The organism is Microcystis sp. M53602_WE12 (genome assembly GCF_030065455.1).
In the GTDB taxonomy this organism is placed as follows: Bacteria; Cyanobacteriota; Cyanobacteriia; order Cyanobacteriales; family Microcystaceae; genus Microcystis; species Microcystis aeruginosa.
Window position 1 is genome coordinate 18,037 of the sequence record NZ_JASJFB010000120.1, and the last position, 23,752, is coordinate 41,788.

The window sequence follows — 23,752 nt, forward strand, 5'->3', positions numbered from 1 at the left end:
AGTGCTGACCATTGGAGTGATCGCGGGTAAAATTCAGGGACTTTTTCCCTGAATTTTAGGTAACTGACTACCTCAAAATCGGGAAAACCCTACACCCCACACCCCACACCCCACACCCTGCCCCCACCAACAAACTTTTTCAGCAGACCCTAAGTAGCCATTTTTCAGGAGAAAAGCGCTCAGGGCAGCGGGAAAGTCTGGATATTTGCCGAGCGCTATACTTTGGCCGTGGATATCGAGACCCCAATCGGAGTTTTTATCGTAATTAGCGAGGAGAAATTGCCAAGCTTCTTCGTATTCTCCCAGGAGAATTTTCTGTGCCACATAACCGGCCAAAATGCCATTAACTTCGGCTTTTTCTTTTTTAGCTAACTGAAAAGCTTTCAACATTGCTGCTAAAGTTTTTCTTAATTCTTGGGGATATTTTCTGGTGACATCCGCTAATTTACCCTGTTGAAAAGTATAAATTCTCGAGGGAGGAAAAGAGGCGGCGTAGGAACTAAAAGCATACAAAAAAGCATTATCAACGGTGACAAATTCATAATTATTATCTCCATCTAAATCTTCAAAGGAACCACCACTACCATCTAAAAAACCCGTTTCTTCTCTAATAAATTTATCTTTTTGCCAAGTATAAATTACCAAAGATGTGCAGCAATGAGCGCCGCCGCTATAGGTGGAGACGATAATCTCATCGATGCCATTATTATCTAAATCTATTAATTCGACATAGCCAGAGCCAAAGGCACTATACTCGCTATTTTGCTGATAAAGTTGCTCGTTATAAAAGATTTGATAAGAAACATTATTAATATCAGAATTGTCATCAACTCTCTCGTTTAGGTCGATGGGTTGATAGCTAACTTGTACCTTAATTTTCCCCGATCTAACCACTTGATTTGTTAGGGGTTGACCGGCATCAAAATCGAGTTTAGTCACGGCTAAACTCGCGGCTGCATTGCCAAAAAATTGAGATAATAAGCAGCAAATAAAGCAAGTTTTGCTAATATTCATCGGCTAAGTAGCTGGTTATAATTAAATTAAAAATGGATTTTAGGTTCGATCCCCCCTGCCCCCCTTGATAAGGGGGGTGCCGATAGGCGGGGGGATCCGCCCTTAATCCCTAGGGTCGTTTCATTCTCTCAAATGTCATTCTCTCAAATCTTTATCTGGCAACGTTTTTAGTCGATTTCTCGGAATAAATATCTGAAAATTTCTAAAAACGTCGTGCTTTGCTTACCGCATAAGCGATTAAAGGTAGCAAAAAAAGAATTAGATTCAGAGAATGAATCAGCCCTACCCTACCCCCTAGTAGGGTTGATTCATGAATCAACCCTACCATGAATCAACCCTACCTTAATCCCCCCTTAATAAGGGGGGCATCTGATAATTTTTAACGCCTACCTACTTAATTCCCAGAGAGAGATTAATATCAGTGTATCTTACTTATTCTTCCCGACAATCAGCCGTTAACTTTTCGAGAAAAACTATCTAGGGTTTGCGGCAAAAAGCTTTTCGGTGGGGGCAGGGTGTGGGGTGTGGGGTGTGGGGTTTTACCGATTTTGAGGTAGTCAGTTACCTAATTTTCAGGGAAAAAGTCCCAGAATTTTACTCCCGATCCCCGCAATGGCTGGCACTTTTTGAGGGAAAAAAAGTCTAAAAGTCTTATCCAACAAGGTTTTCAGATTTATTCAGCCAACCCCTATCTATTCCAAAGTTTTAACGCTCAAAACTTGGGGGGGTGTGGCATCGGGGGGATAGAGAAAATCGAGATTAATGTCGCGTCTGGCTCCGGGGGGAAGTTCCACCTGTACTAAAGCTTCTCCCTGTTGTCCTTCCCGTTGAACGAGATGGAAAAAACGTTCCTCGGTGCGTCCCAGGGCGTTACGATAGGTAACGCGCACTGCACCCCGGAAAAATACCGGTCCCTGGACGGGTTCAACAAATAGCAAGCGATCGAGATAATTGTCTTCTTTAATTGGGGTTTGAATACTCAAAGCCACCACCTGGGTTTTGCTGCTATTGTTATATAGAGGTAAAGTCAGATAGTAGTGAACACCGTAGTTACCGTGAGCTTTGAAAGCCGTATCGGGATAACGCACTAACATGGGAGCGCTTTGAATTTGTCTGGTTCCGAAAGTAGCTGCTGTCACCGTACTTAAAGGATAGGCAAAAGCTTGACCGGGTTGAGGAATGGTGAGATTAATTCCCCCTTTGGGATCGACAATGCGGGTTGCCCATTCCGAACCGACAGAAATTCCGGCCACGCGACCATAAAAATTTCTTCTTCCAGGGAACCATTGATCGGGGGGAGTGGGGGGAAAATCGCGAGGAGCGGCTAAATCACCTCTAACTAATAGGGTACGCCATTCCTCTAGGGTAGGGGGACGAAAGGTTTCTATTTCCCGATCTTCGATTTTGACTTTTTGGGGAACTTCGTAGAGGGCTAAATTGGCCATATAGACCGGTCCATCGCTGTAGAGACGTAGGAGGGTCGAGCGGGCGCTACTTCTGGGGATAACCAGATCGAATAGCATCCGACTTTGGCCTGGGGGAATGACGATCTGGGCGGGAAATTGGGTATCATGGCGACGACGCATGATATCGCTGGCTAAACGGGAACCGGGACCGGAAAAAACCCGGCCATTGGGATCTTCCACCAGAGAGGGTAAATCGACAAAAGGGGCATCGGCGGAGGTGACGTAACTGACTCCTTGCAGGATGCGGATAACGAGGTTTCTGGAGGTGGGATTAGTAACGATCAGGCCCTGGTGTAGGTCGCGATTGGGATCGGTTTGACGGGCGATGTGGTGGGTGAAAACGTCAAAACGTCCTTGTAGGGGATGATTGAGATGGGCTATGGGATAACGTTTTCCTTTACCGGGGAAAGTGGAGAGGAGAATTCCCTCTTTTTCTACCACTTCGGGACTATTGCTATTAAAAACTAGAACGTCATTCAGTTGACCGGGCAACTGACGCACTTCCTGATATTGGGTGATTAATTTCCTCTCTATCTGGGGCAAGACCGAGGCGGACTGAGCTAAAAGAATAGTGGGTAAGAAAGAAAGCATAGAGATTCTATATTTATAGGATCTAATTAAGGGTGAGTCGATGGAGATATGAAGTTATACAACAATATAGGCGAGGGTGTCCGGGCGATCGATAAAGAATCTTAATATATTTTTCAGGCCTGATCAAGTCATGTCAGGGGTGATGTGAGCTAGGGGCGGTTTTATGGGTTAGCAAGGGAGAATACCCCTTGCTATTGCCGATTTTAACCGTTACGTTGACAGTGACGGGAGCTGCTCACCCTAGCTTTAAATTTCGCCGCGAATTTCTTCGACTATGCCATCTCTAAGGACGAGTTCCACATTCATTTTGGCCACTAAGTTATCGCCTTTTTCAACCCGGAAAAAGCTTTCTAGTTGTGCTTGGGCGACTTCTTGATTGAGTTCCAAGAGTTGTACCTGTTGCAATTGTTGCAGATACTGGTTTTTTTGTTCGAGAAACTCACTTTTCTGTTGATTGACTTGGATTTGAATATTGTCAATCTGTTGGGCAGCCGCGGGGGGTAAGGGGATCAGACTCTGACGCTGAATTTCTGCGATCGCTCTTTGGCCTTGGGTTTCTAATTGTTGAATTTGTGCGTCAATTTGAGCCATTTGTGCTTGTAATTGCTGTTGTGCTTCTTCTTTCCAGCGCGGAGTCACGATGACTTTAATTGTCACCGGGCGCTTCAGTAATAAACTGGTTTGTGCGTCATCCATGATTTGCTTATCCTAAAAAGGTCTTTTTGTCAAGGGGTTAGGGAATATTTGCCGGAAATATTTACTTGGCAAACATCTCGTTAATCATATCGCGATAGCGTTGCGTTACTACCGGTCGTTTAATCTTTAAAGTTTGGGTCATCATGCCGTTTTCTTGGGAAAAAGGCTCTAAAATTAACTCAAAGGTTTTAATCTGGTCATCGGCACGATAACTGGGCCGATTTCTTACCTCGCGCTTTAATTCTTGTTGGTAGAGAGCTAAGACTTTTTTGCTGTAGAGATCGCTAGAAAGAATCGTTGAGCGATCGCTGTGAAGATCGGGTAAATTTAAGGATATTTTCTGTTCTTGCGCCCAATTGGCCAGTATATCAAGATTAGGCACGATCAAAGCCCCCAAAGCTTTTTGATCCTGTCCCACTAGCATAATTTGGGAGATAAAGGGACTGCGTAAACAAGCATCTTCAATCGGTTGCGGTTCGATATTTTCACCATTGCTCAAAACAATTGTATCTTTGGCCCGTCCGGTTAAGACTAAATCCCCGGCAGCGGTTAACCAACCAATATCACCGCTATCAAACCAACCATCGGGAGAAATCGCTTTTTCGGTTGCTTCGGGTTTTTTATAGTATCCCTGCATCACCTGCGGACCACGAATCAAAACTAAACCGTGTTTTTCTGTCGGTAAGACTTCTTTGCTGTGTAAATCGACAATACAGATTTCTGTCTGAAAGACGGGACGACCGGCAGACCCGCGCAGGTTATGATCGATACGACGGACGGTAGCCACAGGAGAAGTTTCTGTCAGTCCATAACCAACTAAAATCGGGATTCCCGCAATCTCATAGAAAGTATCTAGATGTCTGGCTAAGGAACCACCGCCACTTACCAAGATTTTAACTTTATTTCCCACTGCTTGGCGAATTTTGCCATAAACTAGCTTATCACCGATGGCATGGAGGGGATAGAGTAAGAGGGATTGAATTCTTGCTTTCAGTCTTTCGATCCCGGAAGCGTGAAGATGATCTAGACTGAGATTATCAGCGATACGTTTAGCAATAACGTACTTTTCCGACTTTTCTAGCAAAAATCTCACTAATTTCTGTTTTGTGGCCGATTGTTCGCTAAATTGTTTTTGGATACCCTCGTAAAGAGATTCCCAAAGACGGGGAACTCCCACCATTAATTGCGGACTAAATTGCTTTAAATCGGACTTAAAAGTGCGAATACTGGTATAAATCTGGGTGCAACCCTGAGCTAGACTGAAATACTCACAACTGCGCTCGTAGGAATGCCATGAAGGTAGTATACTTAAAACTCGATCGCCAGGATCCGGTTGAAAGATAGCATTTAAGTTGCGTACCTGATGCAGCAGATTACCGTGACTTAGCATCACCCCTTTTGGTTGTCCCGTCGTTCCCGATGTGTAGATGAGGGTAGCCAGATCATTTTCGCTCTTGGTGATGGGTTTAAGGGTGTTCTCAGCCCCGATCGCCATTAGTTGCTTGAAATTTAAGGTCTGCACGGAAATCGCCCCAGTAGCGGGGTCTTCGTCGGTGAGCAGCACGATTAATTTTAGGGGCAATTCAGGGATTTTCGCCAGCAATTTCCCTAAAGTTTTGTTATTTTCGACAATCAGCGTCTGACTGTCACTATCGGCCAAAATATAGGCTAATTCCTCTGCATCTGCTTGAGCAGATCGTACCGCGTTGGCTGCCCCGGCTGCCATGGAACCTTGGTCGGCAATAAACCACCGGGGACTATTATCGGCAAATAAAGCGACATTTTCGGTTTCTGTGACTCCTAATGCTTGTAAAGCGGCGGCAAATTGCTGAATTTGTTGATAAAGTTCCCGATAGGTGATAATTACTTCCGGTTTACTGTGGGGATCGTGCAGGGCGATAATATTGGGGAAACGCTGGGCAACTATTGACCAAACTTCGGGTAAAGATTGAATATTTGAATAGTCAATTAGGGTTGTCATAACAGTAGTTATAGAGAGTTACAAGGGTAATAGCATATAGATTAACCATTCTAGGCTCTTTTTGCTGGTTCTCCTAGACAGTATTTGAACAGGTATCTAGTCCTGCAAAGTTAATTTCCTAGTCGAGACTGGGAGAGGGGAGACTTTTCGGTTATCGGTGAACAGTGAACAGTAATCAGGGAATGTTACTGTTACTTAATACTGCTTACTGATTACGGAAAAGGCTGACAGCTTAGATGTATAATTAATTTTGCCTAGGTACTTAAATATAGTTGTAACTAGCAGAAAAAACGATGATTGCTTTATCTAACTATAATAATCTCACTCCAGAAGAATATCTTCAGTTTGAAGAAACCAGTCTCATTAAACATGAATATATCGATGGACAAGTTTACGCCATGGCAGGGACGACGGATACTCATAATATTGTTTCGGGGAATATATACACAATTATTCGTAATCATTTGCGGGGTTCCGATTGTCGGGTTTATTTTGCCGATGTGAAAGTCAGATTAGAGAAGCGCAATCACTTTTATTATCCTGATATTATTGTCACCTGCGATGACAGAGATAGAGAAACCGCTACCTACAAAAGTTTTCCTAAACTGATTATCGAAGTTCTCTCCGATTCTACAGAAGCTTTTGACAGGGGGGATAAATTTAATGATTATCAAACTCTAGAAAGTTTAGAGGAATATGTCTTAGTCAATAGTAAACACCAACGAGTGGAAACTTTTCGACGGGGTGAACAGGGTTTATGGATTCTGCAAACCTATCAGCAAGAAAGTTTTAGTTTGCAGAGTATTAATCTGACGGCATCTTTTCGGGATTTATACGAGGATGTCACCCTAGAAACGGTTAATGATACTCCCGAAAGTCCTTAAGAAAATCTCCTTCAACGATTAAACCCATGATTGCTCTATCTAACTATAATAATCTCACTCCAGAAGAATATCTTCAGTTTGAAGAAAAAAGTCCCATTAAACATGAATATATCGATGGGCAAATTTACGCCATGGCAGGGACGACGGATACTCATAATATTATCGGACTCAATTTCACTTTTATCATTCGTAATCATTTGCGGGGTTCCAATTGTCGGGTTTATTTTGCCGATGTGAAAGTCAGATTAGAGAAACGCAATCACTTTTATTATCCTGATATTATTGTCACCTGCGATGACAGAGATAGAGAAACCGCTACCTATAAAAGTTTCCCTAAATTGATTATCGAAGTTCTCTCCGATTCTACAGAAGCTTTTGACAGGGGGGATAAATTTAATGATTATCAAACTCTAGAAAGTTTAGAGGAATATGTCTTAGTGAATAGTAAACGCCAACGAGTGGAAACTTTTCGACGGGGTGAACAGGGTTTATGGATTCTGCAAACCTATCAGCAAGAAAGTTTTAGTTTACAGAGTATTAATCTGACGGCATCTTTTCGGGATTTATACGAGGATGTTACCCTATAGGGAATGAAAAATAATTAAGGTACAACCTCAAAAGGTTGATTTCCATACCGTCGGTAAATATAGAAATCGCTATCGAGAGTGAATATTTGTTTTTGATTAAGAACTTCAGCCATGGCTACTAAAGAAGCATCTGCTAAATCCATAGGAACATCTTGATATTGTATCATTAAGGTTTCCATTCTTGTTAGTTCATCTGAATTATGATGGTGTATTACCAGTATTTCATCTACCACATAACCCCATAATTCTTGTTGTGCGAACCAACCACCATATCGACGCAATAAATACATTGCTTCGGTAAAACAAGCGCAAGTCGTGACAAGGGGGGCCGATAGCGAAGATAAAATGTCAACACAACGCTGATGATTTTTATCAGCTTCATTAATTAAGGCAATAAGTGGAGAAGCGTCGCAAAGAGTCATTGATGTAATGCTGATTAGTCTTGAACATCTAAAATATTTGTAAAAACTTCTTCTACTCGCTCAGATAAATCTGATGGCTGAAAATAAACTCGTCCAACTCTTCCTTTTAATTTTTGGTCTAGGGTTTCTGGAGTGGAAGAATTGGAAGATTGATTAGGTAGAATGGTCAATCTCACTCGCTGACCTGCTAATTTAGCACTATGCTGTAAAATTTCTTCCCAAGTCCCCTCTAAAGTGTTTTGTTCCATAGATATTGATTTGAATTTCGTTCTTTCCTCAGTGTAACAAGCAAAAGATAAAAAAACAAATTTCTAGAATTTTTTTGTCTTATTGTTTTCTACCGGGGGGAATAAAACGGATTTCAATTCTGCGTCTGCTTGCATCTGCGTCACGATTAACCGCGGCTAATTTACCCGATGGGAGGTATAACTGTCCTGCGGAAAAAGCTCGAAATTTGACGTTTTTGAGTTTACCTGTGCTTTCGATTTCTTGCACTACTGCTAAAGCGCGCATTAATCCTAAATCAGTGTTAGAACCGGGTACTAGCATTTTAACAGATTGTTTTCTGCTGGCAACCGATTCGATATTTTTATCGAGATTACTTGTCTTTTGTATTCCCTGTCCATCGGTGTGTCCAATTACTTGAATAAAGTCGATTTCTCTGTCTTTGGTAATGGTTTCGATAGCGGGAATAATGCGCTGACGAATATAGGTTTTTAAAGCGGGGTTTAATTCAGCACTTCCCGACTGAAATTTGAATTTTCCTGATTTTTCATCGATAACTATGGGGGTTGCTGTTTGCAGTTTTCGGTTAGCTTCCTCCAGTTTGCTGATGAGATTATAGGACTGAAAAAGTGCCAAGAGGAGAAATAAACTCAGAATCATGAAAGCATTGGACATTAAATCGGTAAATGCGGGATAAACATCCACCGATTTATCTTCATCTCGGTAGTAGGTACGTCTAGACATAGTTACTTATATGTTGGTGAAGTTATTCAAATAGGGTGTTAATGTCATCCAGAACATCTTTTTGAGGAGGATTAGGGATTGTCTCACAAAGTTTTTCTATCTTATCCTTTAAGTTAGAAAATTCAGACTGAACATCTTTTTGAGGAGGATTAGGGATTGTCTCAAAAAGTTTTTTAAGTTCTTCCAACTTCTTATTTAACTTATAAATGTCATCCTGAACATCTTTTTGAGGAGGATTAGGGATTGTCTCAAAAAGTTCTTTAAGTTCTTTCATCTTATCCTTTAAGTTAGAAAATTCAGAACTCATTTCGCCAATTTTCTCCAGTTCTGCTAAACATTTTTGAATTTCTCCATAGATGTGTTCAATCATTTTCTGATTCGATTTATTTTCCTTAGCGATAACTTTCTCTAACTTATCTCGCAAAGATTCTAAGTTAGCAGTTAATTGACTGGTGTTGGTGTTCACTGCGTTAATTACTTGAGAAAAATCTGATTTAAGGCTGCCAAATTGATTGGCTGTTTTCTCAATAGATTGGGAAACTGCTTTTAATTGTTCTGAGTTCTTAGTTAATTTATCATCAACTACCATCCCTAAGTTATTGCTTAAAAGGTTTAAATCAGACTGTAAGCTTTCCTTGACTTGAGTAAGTTGCTCTGTCACTGTACCAATTAACTGAGACAAGTTAGCATTAGTCACCTCTGGATTATTACTAGAGCGCTCAATGCCATGGGAAGCAGTGAGGATTTTATCGGAGGTTTGGGATAGTCTTTGCTCAAGACGATTGATAAGTTGATTGCCTAATTGTTTCGACTCGGAGTTAAAACTGTCTTGATAGGTTTTCACGGTTTCGATTAATTTTACTAATTCTCCTTGAATGTTGGATAACTTTTCTTGTTCGGTGACTGAGCGTTGCTGATTTTGTTCTAGGATTTTCTCAGAGACTTGAGTAACTTGCTCTGTCACTGTATCAATTAACCGAGACAAGTTAGCATTAGTCACATCGAGATTATTACTAGAGCGCTCAATCCCATGGGAAGCAGTGAGAATTTTATCGGAGGTTTGGGAGAGTCTTTCATCGAGACGATTGATAAATTGGTTTCCTAATTGTTTCGACTCGGAGTTAAAACTGTCTTGATAGGTTTTCACAGTTTCGATTAATTTTACTAATTCTCCCTGGATGTTAGATAACTTTTCTTGTTCGGTGACTGAGCGTTGCTGATTTTGTTCTAGGATTGTCTCAGATTTTTGATTCAAGTCAGTAATTTTTATTCCTAACTCAACCATAGTTGTCATTGAACGCTGGAAGTCTTGAGTTAAAGAAGCTAGAGATTGAGTTGATTGGTTTAAATCTGTAGTAGAATTGGCAAACTGTTGATGAGCAGTCATTAAATCTGCGGTTGCTTGCACTAACTTATCAGCAAATTGACTACTTTCGATTTTTTCGGAAGCTTCCAGAAAACCTAGCGCACTATTTTGTAATTTTTGAGAAGATTCTTGGATATTTAAATACACTTGTTCTGCTAAATCGTTAGCTCTTTTATTACTGCTGATAATCTCCCCGATATTCTGCTCTAGTATTGCAGTGGATTGAGAGAATCTCCCTTGGGTTTCTGCTAAACTAGCGGTAAACCTTTCGATATTACCAGAGAAGTTACTTTTTTCAATTAACTCTGACGCTTGTTTAAAAAGCAGTACACTATTTTTTAGTTCCTGAGAGGATTTTGTAAACTCTCGGTTTGCTTGCGTGATAATTGGTACTTGCTCGTTAAGTTCAAAAGCTGAACTCTGAAAAGTCGTCGCACCAGTAGATAAAGTTCCCGCAGTTTCAGTTAATCTTTCACAAACCTGGGTGACTAACTTAGCTGTTTCCTGATTACCATCAGCAATTTCTTTAGCAACTTTTCCTAAAGAAGATTCTAATACTCTCGTCACCTCAGTATGAAAGTTAGTCAGAAATGCTTGCTGTTTATCCACCATGCGATTAACCGCTTTATCCAAGCGACTATTCCCTTCTACAGTCGGCTGCAAGATGTTATCTAAATAGTCTTCTAGGGAACTAATTAGATTTACTTTAGCAAGGTTGGTATTAAAGATTAAGTTAATCACAGTCAGTAAAGAACTACAAGCTAAACCAATTAAGCTAGTGATAAAAGCAATCCCCATACTTCCTAGGGGAGTTTTGAGCTTTTCTCCTAAACTTTGCACATCGACATTATTGATATCGATAAGTGTGCTGATTCCCGTCAGATTGAGAGTAATTCCGAGGAAAGTTCCCAACAAACCAAAAGCGAGGAGGAGATTGGGTAAGACTCTTACAAAATAATCCCATTTCTCGCAGCTAAGAGATTTAGACATGAAAGTAAATTGTTCTTCATGGTATAAACCATCTACCAAAGCTGCGGTATTAACATCATCTAGTTGACTACTGGCTATCTTAAATCTATTCTCTAGATTAGAGATAATTTTAGGTTGAACCCCGCGACTTTCTCCCCGAATTAAGCGCTTGACTTTTACAGTTGACTCTTGGAGATATTTATAAAGAGTAATCCGGATTCCCACAGCTAAGACGGTGGGAAAAATAACCAAGACTAGAGTTAAAACAATCAGATAGGGAGGAAAAAGGTTAAGTAATGCCATGATAGTTATTGGATACCTCGAATTGTGATTGATAGAGAGAGTTGGGGGTGAATGTTTCCTCAGATAGCTGGGGAAACATCATTAAGATTGATTAATTTTATCATTCATCATCAGTGCTAACCTCTGCGGGTAAACTGGGTTGACTACTGTTATTATTTGTTCCCAGTAAAGTTTGTTGCTTTTGCTGTTGTTTGTCGAGTTTTTTCTGTTCAGCAGCACGTTTTTCTAGTTCCATTTTTAGTTGATTAACAAAACGGGTGATAATTCCTTCTTTTGCCTCCTGTCGAGTATTTCCATCTTGTCCAGCTACCTTATTTTTGTAGCGATAATTGGGGTGATGGTCGGGTAAATTTTTGACATTGTTGACAAAATAGCTGACATTCTGGAAATAATCACCCTCGTTAGTAAATAATAGGGGAGGATTAGCCAAAATCTCATTTTTTGCCTGATTAAGCAGTACCTGCAAAGCATTAATCATGTCATTACGAGAGGCAAATTGTTCTAAGGCAAGTCGCCAATTACCGCTAATGTCAATAATGGACTTATTGTTAAATAAATCTCCTTCGATGACTAATTGATAAGTATCATCCTCCTCATCGTATTCCAGTAAACCGAGAGCAATTGCGGGATAGAAAATAAACTCTAATTCCTCAATTAATTTTGCAGGTGGTGGGATAATATCAGCAAAATCTATCCTGTAATCATTGTGTAAAATGCTGATTCTCTTTTGGTCTTGATAGATTTTTTGTAACCCAGATAAATCAGTAATGATTCTTAGGGGAAACCCACCAAACTCGTAGGTAATTAGGATTTCTTCGTCCGTTTGAATTGATTCAAAAGAAGTCCCCAGATTAATATTTAAATCAGATTCAAGAGTCTTCATAAATCTTTGCATGGTGGGTGAATTATCATCCTTAGTCCCAATTAGTAATGCTTTATCTGTATGCAAGCGATAGTAAGCATCATTAACATTTATCGGTAACATTAAATCAGCTTCTCGCAGAATTTGCGCCAAGCGTTCAGGAAAATCATGGGGTTTATATTGACCCATAAATCGCTTAATTACTGCATCAATTTTATTAGTGCTTACTGATTGAAACTGTTTCTCGATTGTTGCTGTTAGGGTATCTTTGAGAGTTTCATTATCAATAACAAAAGATTGGCTAAATAAACTGAATAGTGAAGCATTATAGCCTAAATTATTGGTGACTTTTTGGCTAACGGAAATGTATTGAGTTCGGGAGTTACTGTCAGGGATACAGTTATCAATATTCTCCTCTGGGAAAATACCTTCCCCAGTCATCTCGTCGAGATTTAACTGCATTAACTCCTGTTCGTATTTATCGTATTCTGTGATTAGCTGATATAGGGTTTCTTTCAGTTGTTGTATCTGCAGCATTCGACTGGAAATATGCTTGAGAATCGCTTCAAAAATCTTTCTGGATTCCCCATTGATGCTGAAATTAAAGTTATGCTGAATTAATTTTTGTCCGCTTTGAACGTAGTCTCTTAACTCGGCCTTGATTCTCTCACTATTGGCATTTTTATTGAACATCTTGAAGACAGACTTTTTCCCGTTTATATCTTCGAGAGTTTGTTTGAGATTTCGCCAAATGTTATCAATTTTTTCCGAGGAATGAAACCCTTTATTATCCTGAGATAATTCCTCTAGATTCCCCTTGTAGGTATTAATCTGTACTTGTAAAGCGACCAAAAAAGATAGGCTATTTTCCAAAGAAAATTCTAAGCTATCAGGATTAAGAAGAATCTCCAAAAATTGGTCAATATCTGACTTAAATTTTTCGATTAATTTAGGTTGAGTTTGTTGGGTCAGAGTTAACCAGATTCCGCGACTGCTATCTGTTTCTCCCCCTTGTACTTTGCGAAACTCTTTTTCTAGGGATTGCTTGACGGTTTGGGGTAAATTCTCCAAATCTTGACTATTGGATATTTCTTCCTCTAGGGAATTTTTCCAAGAGGTTAAAGTCTTAGAAAAAGTTTTATTATTCTCTAGGGTTGCTTCTTCCAATCTGGCAGTAAAATAATCCTTATTACTTTGGGTACTCCAATTAGCTAGGAACTTACTTAATAACTCTTGTCCACTGGGACTTTGACCGTATCCCTCTAACCAAAATTTAATTAATTTGAGACTAAAACGATTAAGACCAATCTGCACAATTCGGTCGCGAGTAAAATAAATCCTCGCTAGTCCAAAGGACATATAACCTTGACACATCTGAAAAGGATGATTATCTTTACGAATCATCGGGTCTTTATGGTTATCCCGATTTCTTTTAATGGGGAGAGATAACTCATCGGCAAAATCCAAGAAAATCTTGTAAGCAATGACATTACATAATTTACCTTTGTTATTAATCTGGTAATCTCCCGCAGTGCGATTAGAAACTAAGTAGGCAAAATCAAAAGGAGAACGTTTTTCATCGATGTTGACGAAATTTTGTTTATCATAACAGGCTTGAAAGGAATTACTTTCATTGGTATAATGATCTAACTCTTTCAAAGCTGCATAGGTATTAGCTCTCATAATTGCCCCATCACCATAAAGTTTAGGACTAATTACCAAATAACCAAAGGATGTATATTCGGTGGTTTGTTGTAAAATATGACGCAAAGTGTAGGCCACATCGAGGAAAATACCGCTACCAGTTCCCCCACACAAAGAACCGACAACAAAGACATTTAAACCCTCTTGGACATTAAAACTTTGACCGTTAACTTTACCGCTAAACATAAAGGATTCATGACCAGAAGTTCGTCTTTCCGCTGCTTCAATTGCCTCTTGAATTTTTTGATAGTTATGGAAGAAAGCTAAACGACCGACGGGACGAATACCTCCCGCACCATTTTCAATGGCAGTTATTTGTTTTTTTAGTCTTGGGTCTAACCAGCTTGCAATATGGGAAAAGGGACTTTCAAAAAGGGTTTTGTGTTCAAGTTCATAGGTGAGATTGTTAACATCCTGAGCATTCATATTAATGAATACTCTTTCAGCAGCTGATAAAAGAATTTCTTCTCCGTGATAGCTATTTCCTGTGGGTAAACCCGAACCATTGAAAGCGTTTTTGTCTGTGTCAATATGAACAAAACTGACAACGGGTAGGTTAGATAACTTCCCATACTTATCAATAATAAAGCGACGAATTCTCATTAACACATCTCGACCAGTACCACCTAATCCGATGATAATTGTCCGTTTGATAGCGCGGGTTTGACTGGTGTTAGCCATGGTTTAAATCTCCTGAGTTATTTTTTGCTAATCTGAATTTGTAGGTCGAAATCTTGATGGTTATGGTGATAGGTTAAAGTCAGGTAATTTTTATCTATCTTCACCTCCTGAGTTAGTTGATTACCTCGATAAAAAATCTCTGCTTGTTTAGTGGGTTTTAGATATAACTGATTGCCGCGTCTTTCTAAATAGCAGCGAATTTCTTCCCCATGACAAGGAATGGTATTCTTATGATATTCATCACCACCGATGTTAATTCTTTCGGATGTTTTTAAAATATATTTTTGGGTTTCATTGTCATCATCATTAGATGAGACTTTAATAGTCCAAGCAGTATTTAACCGCAACCAGTGACGAATTCCCAAAATACTCGCTACTATTCCCCCAATTCCCATTAATGTAATTACCAATGCTGGCAACCATAACTGACTCAAGAGATAAGGATTAATCAAACAGGTTTCTTGTCCTCCCGGTGCGGGAGTGCAAAACTCTTGTGCTGTGGGAGCAATATCGACAACTGATAGTTTATATTTATTGCCGTTAGTGGCAGTAATTTCTTGAGTTCTTAGATTAATTGGTAGGGAATTAAGCCAGTTTTGTCTTTCCAAACTTTCGGGAGAATTAGCAAGACGAAAAGGGCTATTTTTTGGGGTTTCTATCCACTGTTGTGAAGTAATCCCCGCGGCAGTAGAAAGGGGTGCATCGGTAATCCAAACTACCGACTGGGGTTTGATAGCTTGATTGGCAGTTAAACGACACTGATTTAAGCGTGCCAGTCGGGGATAAACGTGCCATTCTGCGCGCTGAATATCGGTATTTTTAGCACTTTGGCTAGATTGCCAAGGAATTGACTTTAAAACCGCGTCTATATCTTCCCTTCCGCGAATTAAAATCGGTTCTGTAATCGGTTGAACATTATCAGCAAAGGGGACTAAATAAACGGAATCGTTATTTTTTAAACTATCGCGAATAATTTGACCGAGGCGCGTGCGTCCTTCATCATTAAAGTTAACACTGCCGGTAAGATCGATCGCTAGGATAACATCTCGTCCCTGCCAACGAGCCACCAAATCTAATCCGAGTTTTTGCCAATCGGTAAGCGGTTCCCCGGGGGATACCGTTAAACAGTCAGCACTTTTCATTTAGCCTCGTTCGAGAGTGAAAAATTGAGCTTATCCCTATTCTTCCGCCATTGTACTAAAAAAGTTAATACTTCTTAAAAGTTTTTTTCGCTTTTATTCTCGATTTGCTCTAAGTTATTGTCAATAGTAACCATAGATTAAACTAAATTTTAAAGTTCAGCTGCCCGCGCATTTAAGTGGGTGAGTGGAATTAAATATAAGATGAACGTAGGTTGGGTTGAAGCATGAAACCCAACGCCAGCATGGGTTACGCTACCGCTAACCCATCCTACAAATAATTGTGCCTCCCTACTTAAATTGCCTGTTGAGATAAGGCAAGAGGTAACAGTAAAGGGATTGGGAGAGATTCAGAGGTTAAAATGTGTCTTTTATCCTCTAACCACCTAATCCTAATTCTCGTCTGAGCAATTGAATTGATTTATCCCCAATATAATTATCACTACAGATAATTTCTGGCAGACGAATTAAATCCGATCGCACTTCATTAATCAGATTTTTAATTAAAGTATAACTCGCTTGATCACTGATAATTGTCTGGGAAGTTCGGGCTAAAACTTTTAACTTATCCGTTTCATGAATTTGGGCAGACATAACTAATAAATCATCGCCCCGTAAACTATGAATTAAAATTTCGGCCACCTTAATAATACCGGTGCTAATACTGACAATCCCCAAGCGGCTATCCGTGGGTAATTTTTTGATTAATGCCAATTCCTTGCTGTAATCGTAGATATCGATGGGAATGACTCGTAATTGAAAAGGAGCGGCAATTTCCTCCGCCACACTGATAAAATAGCGACTGGTGACAACAGTGGCAGATTTAGTATTGGCTAAAACTTGGGCTAAATCCTCCATTGCCACTAATTGGACGGGAATTTTGAGGGATTGCTCTAATTCTCTCAACATTAGTTCTCCTGCACCCAAATCGTGACGGGGAATGGTGACAAGAACTTGAGAACTACACTGCGATCGCCAATCAATTTCCGCCAGTAATAACTCGCGAATTTGCTCTAAAGTTAAACCTTGAGCGAGAAAACCAGCCAAACTCTGGCGAATTAGTCGGCCTATTTCTGGATTTTGTTCCAATAGGGGTGAACCCGATAAATTATCGTTTTCATGCCCGCGAGCCTTGACATAAATCCCCGAACCTGCTAGGGATTCCACTAACCCATCGTCTTCCAGTTGCTGATAAATTTTACTTATCGTATTACGGTGTAATCCCGTGATCATAGCTAGTTGACGGGTACTAGGTAAACGATGGCCCGGGGGATACTGACGAGAGGCGATAGCGAAGCGAATTTGGTCAAATAATTGCTTAGAGGCGGGTATTTCACTGTCGGGCTGGATTTGGAACTGCATCGGATCACTTCGCTCACAAACTACTTTCGCTGATGCCCATTCTATCATTAGACCCCCTGCAACAATCGGACATTTTCACCGATCTGAGGGGTTTCAGAGGCAGTATTCAGGAGCTAGAAGCAGCAAAAACCAAGATATTATTTATTTAAACCAGAAAAGCCACTTTTTTGCTTAAAAATAGTTAAAACAATCATTTTAATCCGTCCCCGAAATCGCACTTGTGCGGTAGATAGTCAATAGCTGATTAAGGGGATTGATCCTCGTGGAGAAGTTTTAAGCGATCGCTCAAGGTTTTGGTTAAGCGGACAGTTTCCCGTTTTAGCGAATTTTGTTGATAATCAAGCACATTAATCTCTTGACCGATATTTACTATCGCTTCGCTTCCCCATCCGGGGTAAGGCTGATTATAACTAATGCTTACCGGCAAAATCTTGATATCTGCATCGGGTTTCATGGTCTTAACTTCCAACGCGATCCGCGCTACCCCCGGTTTAAGAGGATGAACCACTCGATCGCGACAGATACCCCCTTCCGGAAAAATCGCCACCATTTCCCCCGCGGCCAAAAGTTCGACGCTATGGACCAGACTACCCATACCGGGGTGATCGGTGTTGACGGGAAAACCCCCCAAACGTCGGATAAACCAACCTTGCACCCCTTTGATCTCGTTAGCGGAAACCATAAAGCGCAAATCGCGTCTACTAACTAAGCGTCCCACCGCGTAGGGTAAAATCAGCGCATCCCAACGGGACCGATGGGTAGGTGCAAGGATGACCCCCCCCGTTAGGGGAATATTTTCTTGGCCTGTCACCGTTATTTTGCCGAAAAAAGCCGGTAAAACCAGATAATTTCCCAGAAAATAACAAAAGCGAATTAAACAGGGATTAATTCGGGAATTGACAGCAGGACTTTTTCTAATGGTGAGGGACTCGTCAACGATAGTGCTTTGAGACATCCGATTGTTAGGAAAGATCGAGACTTTCTGACCACTTCTACTTTAGTCTAGTTGTCTGGGGGGTCGCCATCTTGTCCTGACCAGTTCGGCAATTGTCTTGTGAGATTAATAGACCTCTTGCATAATTAGGGTTTGCGGCAAAAAGTTCTTCCTGGTGGCAGGGTGTGGGGTGTGGGGTGTAGGGTGTAGGGAAGGAAACCTCTTTCATCTGTGGGGGTGAAAATTGTTTCATCGGGACTGACTACTGGCTACTGACTCCTAACCCTAACAACAATTTTTGATTTTTACAAGAGGTCTAAGGGTTAGGATTGGGGTTGTACTCCCGATCCTACCGGTGCGATCGAGTTTAATTGCAAAGAGGGATGATCTTCTTTGACTTGCTGTAAATTCCACTCATTTTTGAATAATAAGACGGGACGGCCCCAGTAATCTTTGACGGTTAAAGTATTAAAGAGTTTACCTGCTTTTTCTAAAGCGGCCCAACCCCCGGCTACCCAACGGGCTAAACTATAGGCTAGGGGTTCGAGGGTAGTTTCGACTCCGTACTCGCTTAAAAGACGGAATTGCACCACTTCAAACTGTAATTGACCGACAGCGGCTAAAATTGGGTCGCGTTTAAATTCATCGATCGAGGATAATATCTGTACGGCCCCTTCTTCCTGTAATTCCGAGACTCCTTTTTGAAACTGTTTGAACTTGGAAGGGTTAGGATTTCTGAGATAGGCGAATAATTCGGGAGAAAAACAGGGAATCCCTTCGTATTCGAGCTTTTTACCCATATAAATCGTATCACCGATCGCAAAGACCCCGGGGTTATTCAATCCGATCACATCTCCGGGATAAGCTTCTTCAATAACTGCGCGATCTTGAGCAAAAAGTTTCTGAGGACGGGATAAACGGATAGTTTTACCAGTTCTAGCGTGGTTTACTACCATATCCTTCTCGAATTTCCCCGTACATACCCGCACAAAGGCTACCCGGTCCCGATGTTTGGGATCCATGTTTGCTTGCAGTTTGAAGACAAAACCGGTGAAATCGGGATAGGTGGGATCAAGGACTCCTAGGGAGGAATTGCGTCCTCTGGGTGGCAATCCATAGTCGAGGAAGGATTCTAGGAATAATTTCACCCCAAAATTGGTCATGGCGCTACCAAAAAAGATCGGGGTCATTTCTCCTGCGTGGACTGCTGGCAAATCCAATTCTGCACCCAATTCCGAGAGTAGTTCTATATCCTCTTTTAACTGGTAATACAGGTCTTTTTCGAGATGATCCTCAATTTTGGGGTCGCCAAGCTCGATCACGGTTTCCTGCGCCTCCTGAGAGCCGTGGGAGCGACGTTCAAACAGGTGTATGGTTCGGGTGGCCCGATCAAAAACTCCCCGAAAGCGATCGCCAATTCCGATCGGCCAATTGACGGGATAGGTTTGTAATCCTAATTCTCGCTCGATTTCGTCCAATAAATCCAGAGGTTCGCGGCCGGGCCGATCCATTTTGTTAACAAAGGTAAAGATGGGTAACTGCCGCAGTTTGCACACTTCAAAGAGTTTTCTCGTTTGGGGTTCCAAACCTTTGGCCGCGTCGATTAACATCACCGCATTATCGGCAGCGGCTAGGGTACGATAGGTATCTTCGCTAAAATCTTGGTGGCCGGGAGTATCGAGGAGATTAATCTGAAAATCACGATAATCGAACTGTAAAACCGTGGAAGTAATCGAAATTCCCCGTTGTTTTTCCATTTCCATCCAGTCGGAGGTGGCCTTGCGTTGGTCGCGTCTTGCTTTGACTGCACCCGCTTGATGGATTGCACCCCCGTATAGTAACAGTTTTTCGGTCAGGGTGGTCTTTCCCGCGTCAGGGTGGGAGATAATGGCAAAATTTCGCCGTTTTTCCAAGACAGCTTCGCCGGTTTCTAGTTCTTTTTCAATTTCGGTCGTCATTCTAATTTTGATCGCTTTCCTATCTTTCTATTCTAGTTTAGCTGGGGAGTTAGATATCTTTATGGCTCTGATTCTAGGTTAAACTCAATCCGGCTCTGTAAAACCATTTCTGCAATTACCGCTCCTCCTTTACCTTGAGCTAAAACCCGCTCAAAACGGTTGATTAATTCGGGAATATTGATCACTTCCTCTACCGATTCTAGATATCTTTCGACAATTGCCCTGATCTTGTATCTTATCTTAGCTTGCTCCGCAACTTTTTCTAAAATTTCCTCGCAAGTCTGCTCGGTTTTAACCACAAAAGTAATGGGATATTTTTGCACTTTATCAATATCTAAAAAATATTTATCAGCAGCTATCGTTTCCGTAACTTGAAAAAATCGACCTAGGGGTTTCATGACAAAATCTATCCCCCCGTCATTGGCATTTGTTCGACCAGTTTTATATAAAAGTAAGTATTCAGAGTTTAAGCGTTCAGGCGACCATCCCCAATATATTTTCTGTTCCCCATAATACTCTTTAAGAATTGCATAACTGACAATCTCAAAAACTCTAGCATCAATGTTTGGTCTGAGTAAACTCCGAATAAATTCAATGGCTTTCTGGGGATCTTGCTGTTGAATATCAATCATCTGTTGACAATAGCTGATAAATTGATTAAATGCTTTTTGTCTTGTTTGCACATAGGCATCAATTATATCTATAATCACTGGCGCAATATTAACTTGATTACCCTCTAGATAAAACTTAATTAGATTCTCATTAATCCAGTATCTATTGGTTTTAACATCTCTAATTATCGGCAGATAAGATAAAGTAGGAAAATACTTTTTAAATTCCTGATTTAATCGATGATTGAGAGCATGATTTTGTAATTTATCGCCAAAAGGAAGCTCCCTTTGCCTGCGAAAAAGTGTCATATACTGAGCGCCTTGATACTCGTCGTATCCATCCTTAAGATGAAACTCATTATTAATATAGTCTTCCACTAAAACATAAATGGCATAATGGTTAGCCAATCCTGCTCGGGATTTAGAACCTCGATTAGCGGCTCTAGTTTTAATGTTCAAATATTGCAATAACTCACTAGCATTTAAAATGCTATTTCCCTGATTGGGAAAGTAATTATCGATAATTTTAATAATTATCTTGGTGAATTCATGCTTGACTATCGACATCGAAAAGACTCTCCTGTACAAAGTTAGATTCTTGTTTATTTTCGCTTTTTCTACTATAGCTTTTTTGAGGTGGTAGTAACTTTTCTTCCTTGTATTCTTGCCATCCGAGAATCCGTCGAAGACCAATTTTTAAATACTCCTCTTGTAATTCTATACTAATAGAAATTCTTCCCAAACGTTTAGCTACAGCTGCAGCTGTAAAAGTTCCTGCAAAGGGATCAAGCACAATTCCACTCTTGTCAGTGCTGGCCAAAATAATTCTTTCTAGCAATGATTCAGGTTTTTGTGAGGGATGATTTTCGTATTCATCCATGCGATATCTTACCCTAGGGAAATACCAGACATTGCCCGGTACTTTCTCTGTATTGTATTGACTGGGAATCGCTTTTCTATAATCAATTAGTTTTCGTTTTGCTCCGGTTTTTGCTTCTATCTTAATATCCTTTGAATTAAAAGTGTAATTATTTTTATCTTTCACACAGTGAAGTATTGGTTCATACATCGAACCAAAATATTTTGTTGCTTGTACTCCTGAACTATCATAATGCCAGATAATGCGACTAAGAATCGTCATTTTTTGTCTTAAGTAAAGATCAAAGTAAGGCATTGCTTGAGTGCTGGCCATAACATATAATGTTCCCTGGGGTTTCAAGATACGAAGACACTGATCAAGAATTTGATTTGCCCAATTTATATAATCATTTTCCGATTCCCATTTGTCGTAAAAATCGGCAAAATGCTTACCTATATTATAGGGAGGATCGAGAAAAATTAGATCTACAGAATTAGAGGCAATCTCACTGGATAAAATCGGCAAAGAATCACCATGAAATATAACTTGTTCATCAGCTTCGTATCGTTTAAACATGATCATTTTTTCAATTTAAAGTAGTTAGATTTTTACTAGGAAATGTGTCAATTTTTAACCTCCTTAGCAATTAGTATAGTTTACAGACTTTCTCATAAAAATGAAGTATAACCTAATTTGGTATTGATGACCGACTTCTGACGACCGACTCCCCACAACAAAAACTTGGATTTTTAAGCCTTTAAATATTTTAAGATGAGTCAGTATCCCGCAGTCTAATAATCGGGACGAATTATTTCTAGTAAATTTCTAGCCACTGCTTCCACTACAGTTATAGGAACAGCGTTTCCGAATTGTTTTTTAGCGATAGCTGACTGTGGATGATAGATAAAATTATCGGGGAATCCTTGTAATTTACGCGCATCTTGGGGAGTAATTTCTCGAAACTTTTTGGGTTTATAGATTTTCTTTAAAAACAATTGTTTGTATTCTTGGGGATGAGTAGCGGTAATTGAAATAGTGGCAATATAATCTTTAGCACCCGTAGCGGTTAGGGTAGGAATAATATCGGCCGTCGGTAAAATAATCCGATAAATGCCGTTAATTCCCGTCATATTTTTCGAGTTAATAAATTCATACTTACCTGCGGTCGTTTGCCAACAAATACCGAGAGAAACTAACTGATTTAGTTCCTCGATTTTTAGGTCGGGTATAATTTCCAAAAAAGCAGAAAAAGCCACGGGATGACCATCTTTTTCGCCATACTTTTTACTGCGTCTTAATTTCAGCAAAGCTAAACAGATACTTTTTTGTCGTTCCGTAGTTTTGATAATATCCCAAGAATGAATAGTTGTGTGGCCATTTCTTAAATCAGAAAAAATAAAGAAGTCATTTAATTCATCTTCTTTTTGAAAACGAGTTCTCGATGGAGGAACAAAACCATTAAATAAAGTATCTGCTGATAACTTAACTTTCTCGACGGGTTGAATATTTTTGATGTCTTCTAAAATATCTAAAACCTTGGGATGGATACCCAAAGGTAAAGGAAATTTAAACCGCTCATAGTTATCTATATTTTTTCTAATTCCTACGATAAAAACTCTCTCGCGATTCTGGGGTAAACCAAAATCGTAGGCATTTAATAACTGCCAGTAAACTTGATAACCACAGCTGGTTAATTCATCGATAATTAATTGTAAATTCTCCCGATTGCGAGGACTAGCCAACCCACTGACATTCTCGAAAATAAAGCTTTTGGGTTGACTTTTCTGGACTAATTTAATCACATCAAACCAGAGTTTTCCCCGGGGATCCTCAAATCCCCGTAAACATCCCGCCACCGACCAAGGTTGACAGGGAACGCCGCCGACAATAAGATCCAGATTATCGGGTAAATTGCTAATTTTACTCACATCTCCGAAAGCAATTTCATCGCTGTTGAGATAGCTAATAAAATTCTGTTGATAAACTTGGATGGCCTGTTTATCGATTTCTGAATAGCCTAAACAACGTCCTCCCAATTTCTCCAAAGCGATTCTAAAACCACCGATTCCCGCGAATAAATCGATAAAACGATACTGGGGATGGGTGATAACTAGATGTAGGGGTAATTGGGTTTGTGTGCTGACTTTAACTGTGGTTTTCAAGGGTAAATAATTCCTTTTCACCATCTGGGAAGATGTGTGTCTGTATTAATTATTTTAGTATAACTTAAGAGTTTTTTCTAGGTAGGGGCTGCTGAAAAAGTTTTTCGTGGGGGCAGGGTGTGGGGTGTGGGGTGTGGGGTGTGGGGTTTTACCCATTTTCAGGTGGTCAATTACCTAATTTTCAGGGAAAAAACCCCTAAATTTTCCCCCCAATCACTCCAATGGTAGGCAC

At 40.3% G+C, this 23,752-nt stretch carries 19 protein-coding genes; 2 read left to right on the top strand and 17 right to left on the bottom strand.

Annotation, left to right across the window (positions count from 1 at the left end; genetic code table 11):
• Positions 1 to 72: 72 nt before the first annotated feature.
• The 4 genes from PX482_RS04810 to PX482_RS04825 all read right to left on the bottom strand — a co-directional run bounded on the left by PX482_RS04810 (position 73) and on the right by PX482_RS04825 (position 5,748).
• Complete coding sequence (locus tag PX482_RS04810) at positions 73 to 1,014, bottom strand: hypothetical protein (RefSeq protein WP_002756617.1); 942 nt, start codon at positions 1,012 to 1,014, stop codon at positions 73 to 75.
• Between the two features lie 692 nt (positions 1,015 to 1,706).
• A complete protein-coding gene (locus PX482_RS04815; RefSeq protein WP_002756615.1) occupies positions 1,707 to 3,071 on the bottom strand; it encodes a DUF3370 domain-containing protein in 1,365 nt (454 codons plus the stop codon).
• A 246-nt stretch (positions 3,072 to 3,317) separates the two neighbouring features.
• Positions 3,318 to 3,767 carry a YlqD family protein gene (locus PX482_RS04820; protein ID WP_002756613.1) on the bottom strand — a complete coding sequence of 150 codons (450 nt, stop codon included), beginning with the start codon at positions 3,765 to 3,767 and terminating at the stop codon, positions 3,318 to 3,320.
• Between the two features lie 61 nt (positions 3,768 to 3,828).
• The gene (locus PX482_RS04825) at positions 3,829 to 5,748 is read right to left on the bottom strand and encodes a long-chain fatty acid--CoA ligase (protein ID WP_288122147.1); all 1,920 of its coding nucleotides are present in this window, start codon (positions 5,746 to 5,748) and stop codon (positions 3,829 to 3,831) included.
• A 293-nt stretch (positions 5,749 to 6,041) separates the two neighbouring features.
• Between PX482_RS04825 and PX482_RS04830 the strand changes: the two genes are divergently transcribed.
• On the top strand, positions 6,042 to 6,632 hold the full coding sequence (locus PX482_RS04830; protein WP_288094465.1) for a Uma2 family endonuclease: 591 nt from the start codon (positions 6,042 to 6,044) through the stop codon (positions 6,630 to 6,632).
• A 26-nt stretch (positions 6,633 to 6,658) separates the two neighbouring features.
• Positions 6,659 to 7,219 carry a Uma2 family endonuclease gene (locus tag PX482_RS04835; RefSeq protein WP_288024033.1) on the top strand — a complete coding sequence of 187 codons (561 nt, stop codon included), beginning with the start codon at positions 6,659 to 6,661 and terminating at the stop codon, positions 7,217 to 7,219.
• A gap of 14 nt (positions 7,220 to 7,233) precedes the next feature.
• On the opposite strand, the gene PX482_RS04840 is transcribed toward PX482_RS04835, so the two are convergent.
• The 13 genes from PX482_RS04840 to PX482_RS04900 form a co-directional block, all read right to left on the bottom strand.
• Positions 7,234 to 7,641: a type II toxin-antitoxin system VapC family toxin gene (locus PX482_RS04840; protein ID WP_002756606.1), complete on the bottom strand. Its 408-nt coding sequence runs from the start codon at positions 7,639 to 7,641 to the stop codon at positions 7,234 to 7,236.
• A 14-nt stretch (positions 7,642 to 7,655) separates the two neighbouring features.
• On the bottom strand, positions 7,656 to 7,889 hold the full coding sequence (locus PX482_RS04845) for a hypothetical protein (protein ID WP_002756604.1): 234 nt from the start codon (positions 7,887 to 7,889) through the stop codon (positions 7,656 to 7,658).
• 79 nt (positions 7,890 to 7,968) lie between these two features.
• On the bottom strand, positions 7,969 to 8,610 hold the full coding sequence (locus PX482_RS04850) for an OmpA family protein (protein WP_002733090.1): 642 nt from the start codon (positions 8,608 to 8,610) through the stop codon (positions 7,969 to 7,971).
• Between the two features lie 22 nt (positions 8,611 to 8,632).
• Positions 8,633 to 11,248 (bottom strand): methyl-accepting chemotaxis protein, encoded by a 2,616-nt coding sequence (locus PX482_RS04855; RefSeq protein WP_288122148.1) that lies wholly within the window; start codon positions 11,246 to 11,248, stop codon positions 8,633 to 8,635.
• Between the two features lie 100 nt (positions 11,249 to 11,348).
• Positions 11,349 to 14,495: a tubulin-like doman-containing protein gene (locus tag PX482_RS04860; RefSeq protein WP_288094467.1), complete on the bottom strand. Its 3,147-nt coding sequence runs from the start codon at positions 14,493 to 14,495 to the stop codon at positions 11,349 to 11,351.
• A 17-nt stretch (positions 14,496 to 14,512) separates the two neighbouring features.
• Complete coding sequence (locus tag PX482_RS04865; RefSeq protein WP_002756598.1) at positions 14,513 to 15,637, bottom strand: vWA domain-containing protein; 1,125 nt, start codon at positions 15,635 to 15,637, stop codon at positions 14,513 to 14,515.
• Between the two features lie 375 nt (positions 15,638 to 16,012).
• A complete protein-coding gene (locus PX482_RS04870) occupies positions 16,013 to 17,044 on the bottom strand; it encodes a GntR family transcriptional regulator (protein ID WP_002756597.1) in 1,032 nt (343 codons plus the stop codon).
• Between the two features lie 196 nt (positions 17,045 to 17,240).
• Positions 17,241 to 17,951 carry a lysophospholipid acyltransferase family protein gene (locus PX482_RS04875; protein ID WP_002756596.1) on the bottom strand — a complete coding sequence of 237 codons (711 nt, stop codon included), beginning with the start codon at positions 17,949 to 17,951 and terminating at the stop codon, positions 17,241 to 17,243.
• A gap of 37 nt (positions 17,952 to 17,988) precedes the next feature.
• Entirely contained in the window at positions 17,989 to 18,183 is a 195-nt protein-coding gene (locus tag PX482_RS04880; RefSeq protein ID WP_196219773.1) for a hypothetical protein, read from the bottom strand.
• A 70-nt stretch (positions 18,184 to 18,253) separates the two neighbouring features.
• On the bottom strand, positions 18,254 to 19,888 hold the full coding sequence (gene prfC / locus PX482_RS04885) for a peptide chain release factor 3 (RefSeq protein WP_002756594.1): 1,635 nt from the start codon (positions 19,886 to 19,888) through the stop codon (positions 18,254 to 18,256).
• Positions 19,889 to 19,947: 59 nt separating this feature from the next.
• A complete protein-coding gene (locus tag PX482_RS04890; protein WP_002751176.1) occupies positions 19,948 to 21,066 on the bottom strand; it encodes a hypothetical protein in 1,119 nt (372 codons plus the stop codon).
• Positions 21,047 to 21,934: an adenine-specific DNA-methyltransferase gene (gene yhdJ / locus PX482_RS04895; RefSeq protein WP_147068786.1), complete on the bottom strand. Its 888-nt coding sequence runs from the start codon at positions 21,932 to 21,934 to the stop codon at positions 21,047 to 21,049. Before yhdJ ends, PX482_RS04890 begins: the two co-directional genes overlap by 20 nt.
• A gap of 215 nt (positions 21,935 to 22,149) precedes the next feature.
• A complete protein-coding gene (locus PX482_RS04900) occupies positions 22,150 to 23,544 on the bottom strand; it encodes a DNA cytosine methyltransferase (RefSeq protein ID WP_288122149.1) in 1,395 nt (464 codons plus the stop codon).
• Between the last annotated feature and the right edge of the window lie 208 nt (positions 23,545 to 23,752).

Bases quoted from the DNA above. Each gene is read 5' to 3' on its own strand.
- PX482_RS04810 (WP_002756617.1), bottom strand. From the start codon at position 1,014: ATGAATATTAGCAAAACTTGCTTTATTTGCTGCTTATTATCTCAATTT.
- PX482_RS04815 (WP_002756615.1), bottom strand. From the start codon at position 3,071: ATGCTTTCTTTCTTACCCACTATTCTTTTAGCTCAGTCCGCCTCGGTC.
- PX482_RS04820 (WP_002756613.1), bottom strand. From the start codon at position 3,767: ATGGATGACGCACAAACCAGTTTATTACTGAAGCGCCCGGTGACAATT.
- PX482_RS04825 (WP_288122147.1), bottom strand. From the start codon at position 5,748: ATGACAACCCTAATTGACTATTCAAATATTCAATCTTTACCCGAAGTT.
- PX482_RS04830 (WP_288094465.1), top strand. From the start codon at position 6,042: ATGATTGCTTTATCTAACTATAATAATCTCACTCCAGAAGAATATCTT.
- PX482_RS04835 (WP_288024033.1), top strand. From the start codon at position 6,659: ATGATTGCTCTATCTAACTATAATAATCTCACTCCAGAAGAATATCTT.
- PX482_RS04840 (WP_002756606.1), bottom strand. From the start codon at position 7,641: ATGACTCTTTGCGACGCTTCTCCACTTATTGCCTTAATTAATGAAGCT.
- PX482_RS04845 (WP_002756604.1), bottom strand. From the start codon at position 7,889: ATGGAACAAAACACTTTAGAGGGGACTTGGGAAGAAATTTTACAGCAT.
- PX482_RS04850 (WP_002733090.1), bottom strand. From the start codon at position 8,610: ATGTCTAGACGTACCTACTACCGAGATGAAGATAAATCGGTGGATGTT.
- PX482_RS04855 (WP_288122148.1), bottom strand. From the start codon at position 11,248: ATGGCATTACTTAACCTTTTTCCTCCCTATCTGATTGTTTTAACTCTA.
- PX482_RS04860 (WP_288094467.1), bottom strand. From the start codon at position 14,495: ATGGCTAACACCAGTCAAACCCGCGCTATCAAACGGACAATTATCATC.
- PX482_RS04865 (WP_002756598.1), bottom strand. From the start codon at position 15,637: ATGAAAAGTGCTGACTGTTTAACGGTATCCCCCGGGGAACCGCTTACC.
- PX482_RS04870 (WP_002756597.1), bottom strand. From the start codon at position 17,044: ATGATAGAATGGGCATCAGCGAAAGTAGTTTGTGAGCGAAGTGATCCG.
- PX482_RS04875 (WP_002756596.1), bottom strand. From the start codon at position 17,951: ATGTCTCAAAGCACTATCGTTGACGAGTCCCTCACCATTAGAAAAAGT.
- PX482_RS04880 (WP_196219773.1), bottom strand. From the start codon at position 18,183: ATGAAACAATTTTCACCCCCACAGATGAAAGAGGTTTCCTTCCCTACA.
- prfC (WP_002756594.1), bottom strand. From the start codon at position 19,888: ATGACGACCGAAATTGAAAAAGAACTAGAAACCGGCGAAGCTGTCTTG.
- PX482_RS04890 (WP_002751176.1), bottom strand. From the start codon at position 21,066: ATGTCGATAGTCAAGCATGAATTCACCAAGATAATTATTAAAATTATC.
- yhdJ (WP_147068786.1), bottom strand. From the start codon at position 21,934: ATGTTTAAACGATACGAAGCTGATGAACAAGTTATATTTCATGGTGAT.
- PX482_RS04900 (WP_288122149.1), bottom strand. From the start codon at position 23,544: ATGGTGAAAAGGAATTATTTACCCTTGAAAACCACAGTTAAAGTCAGC.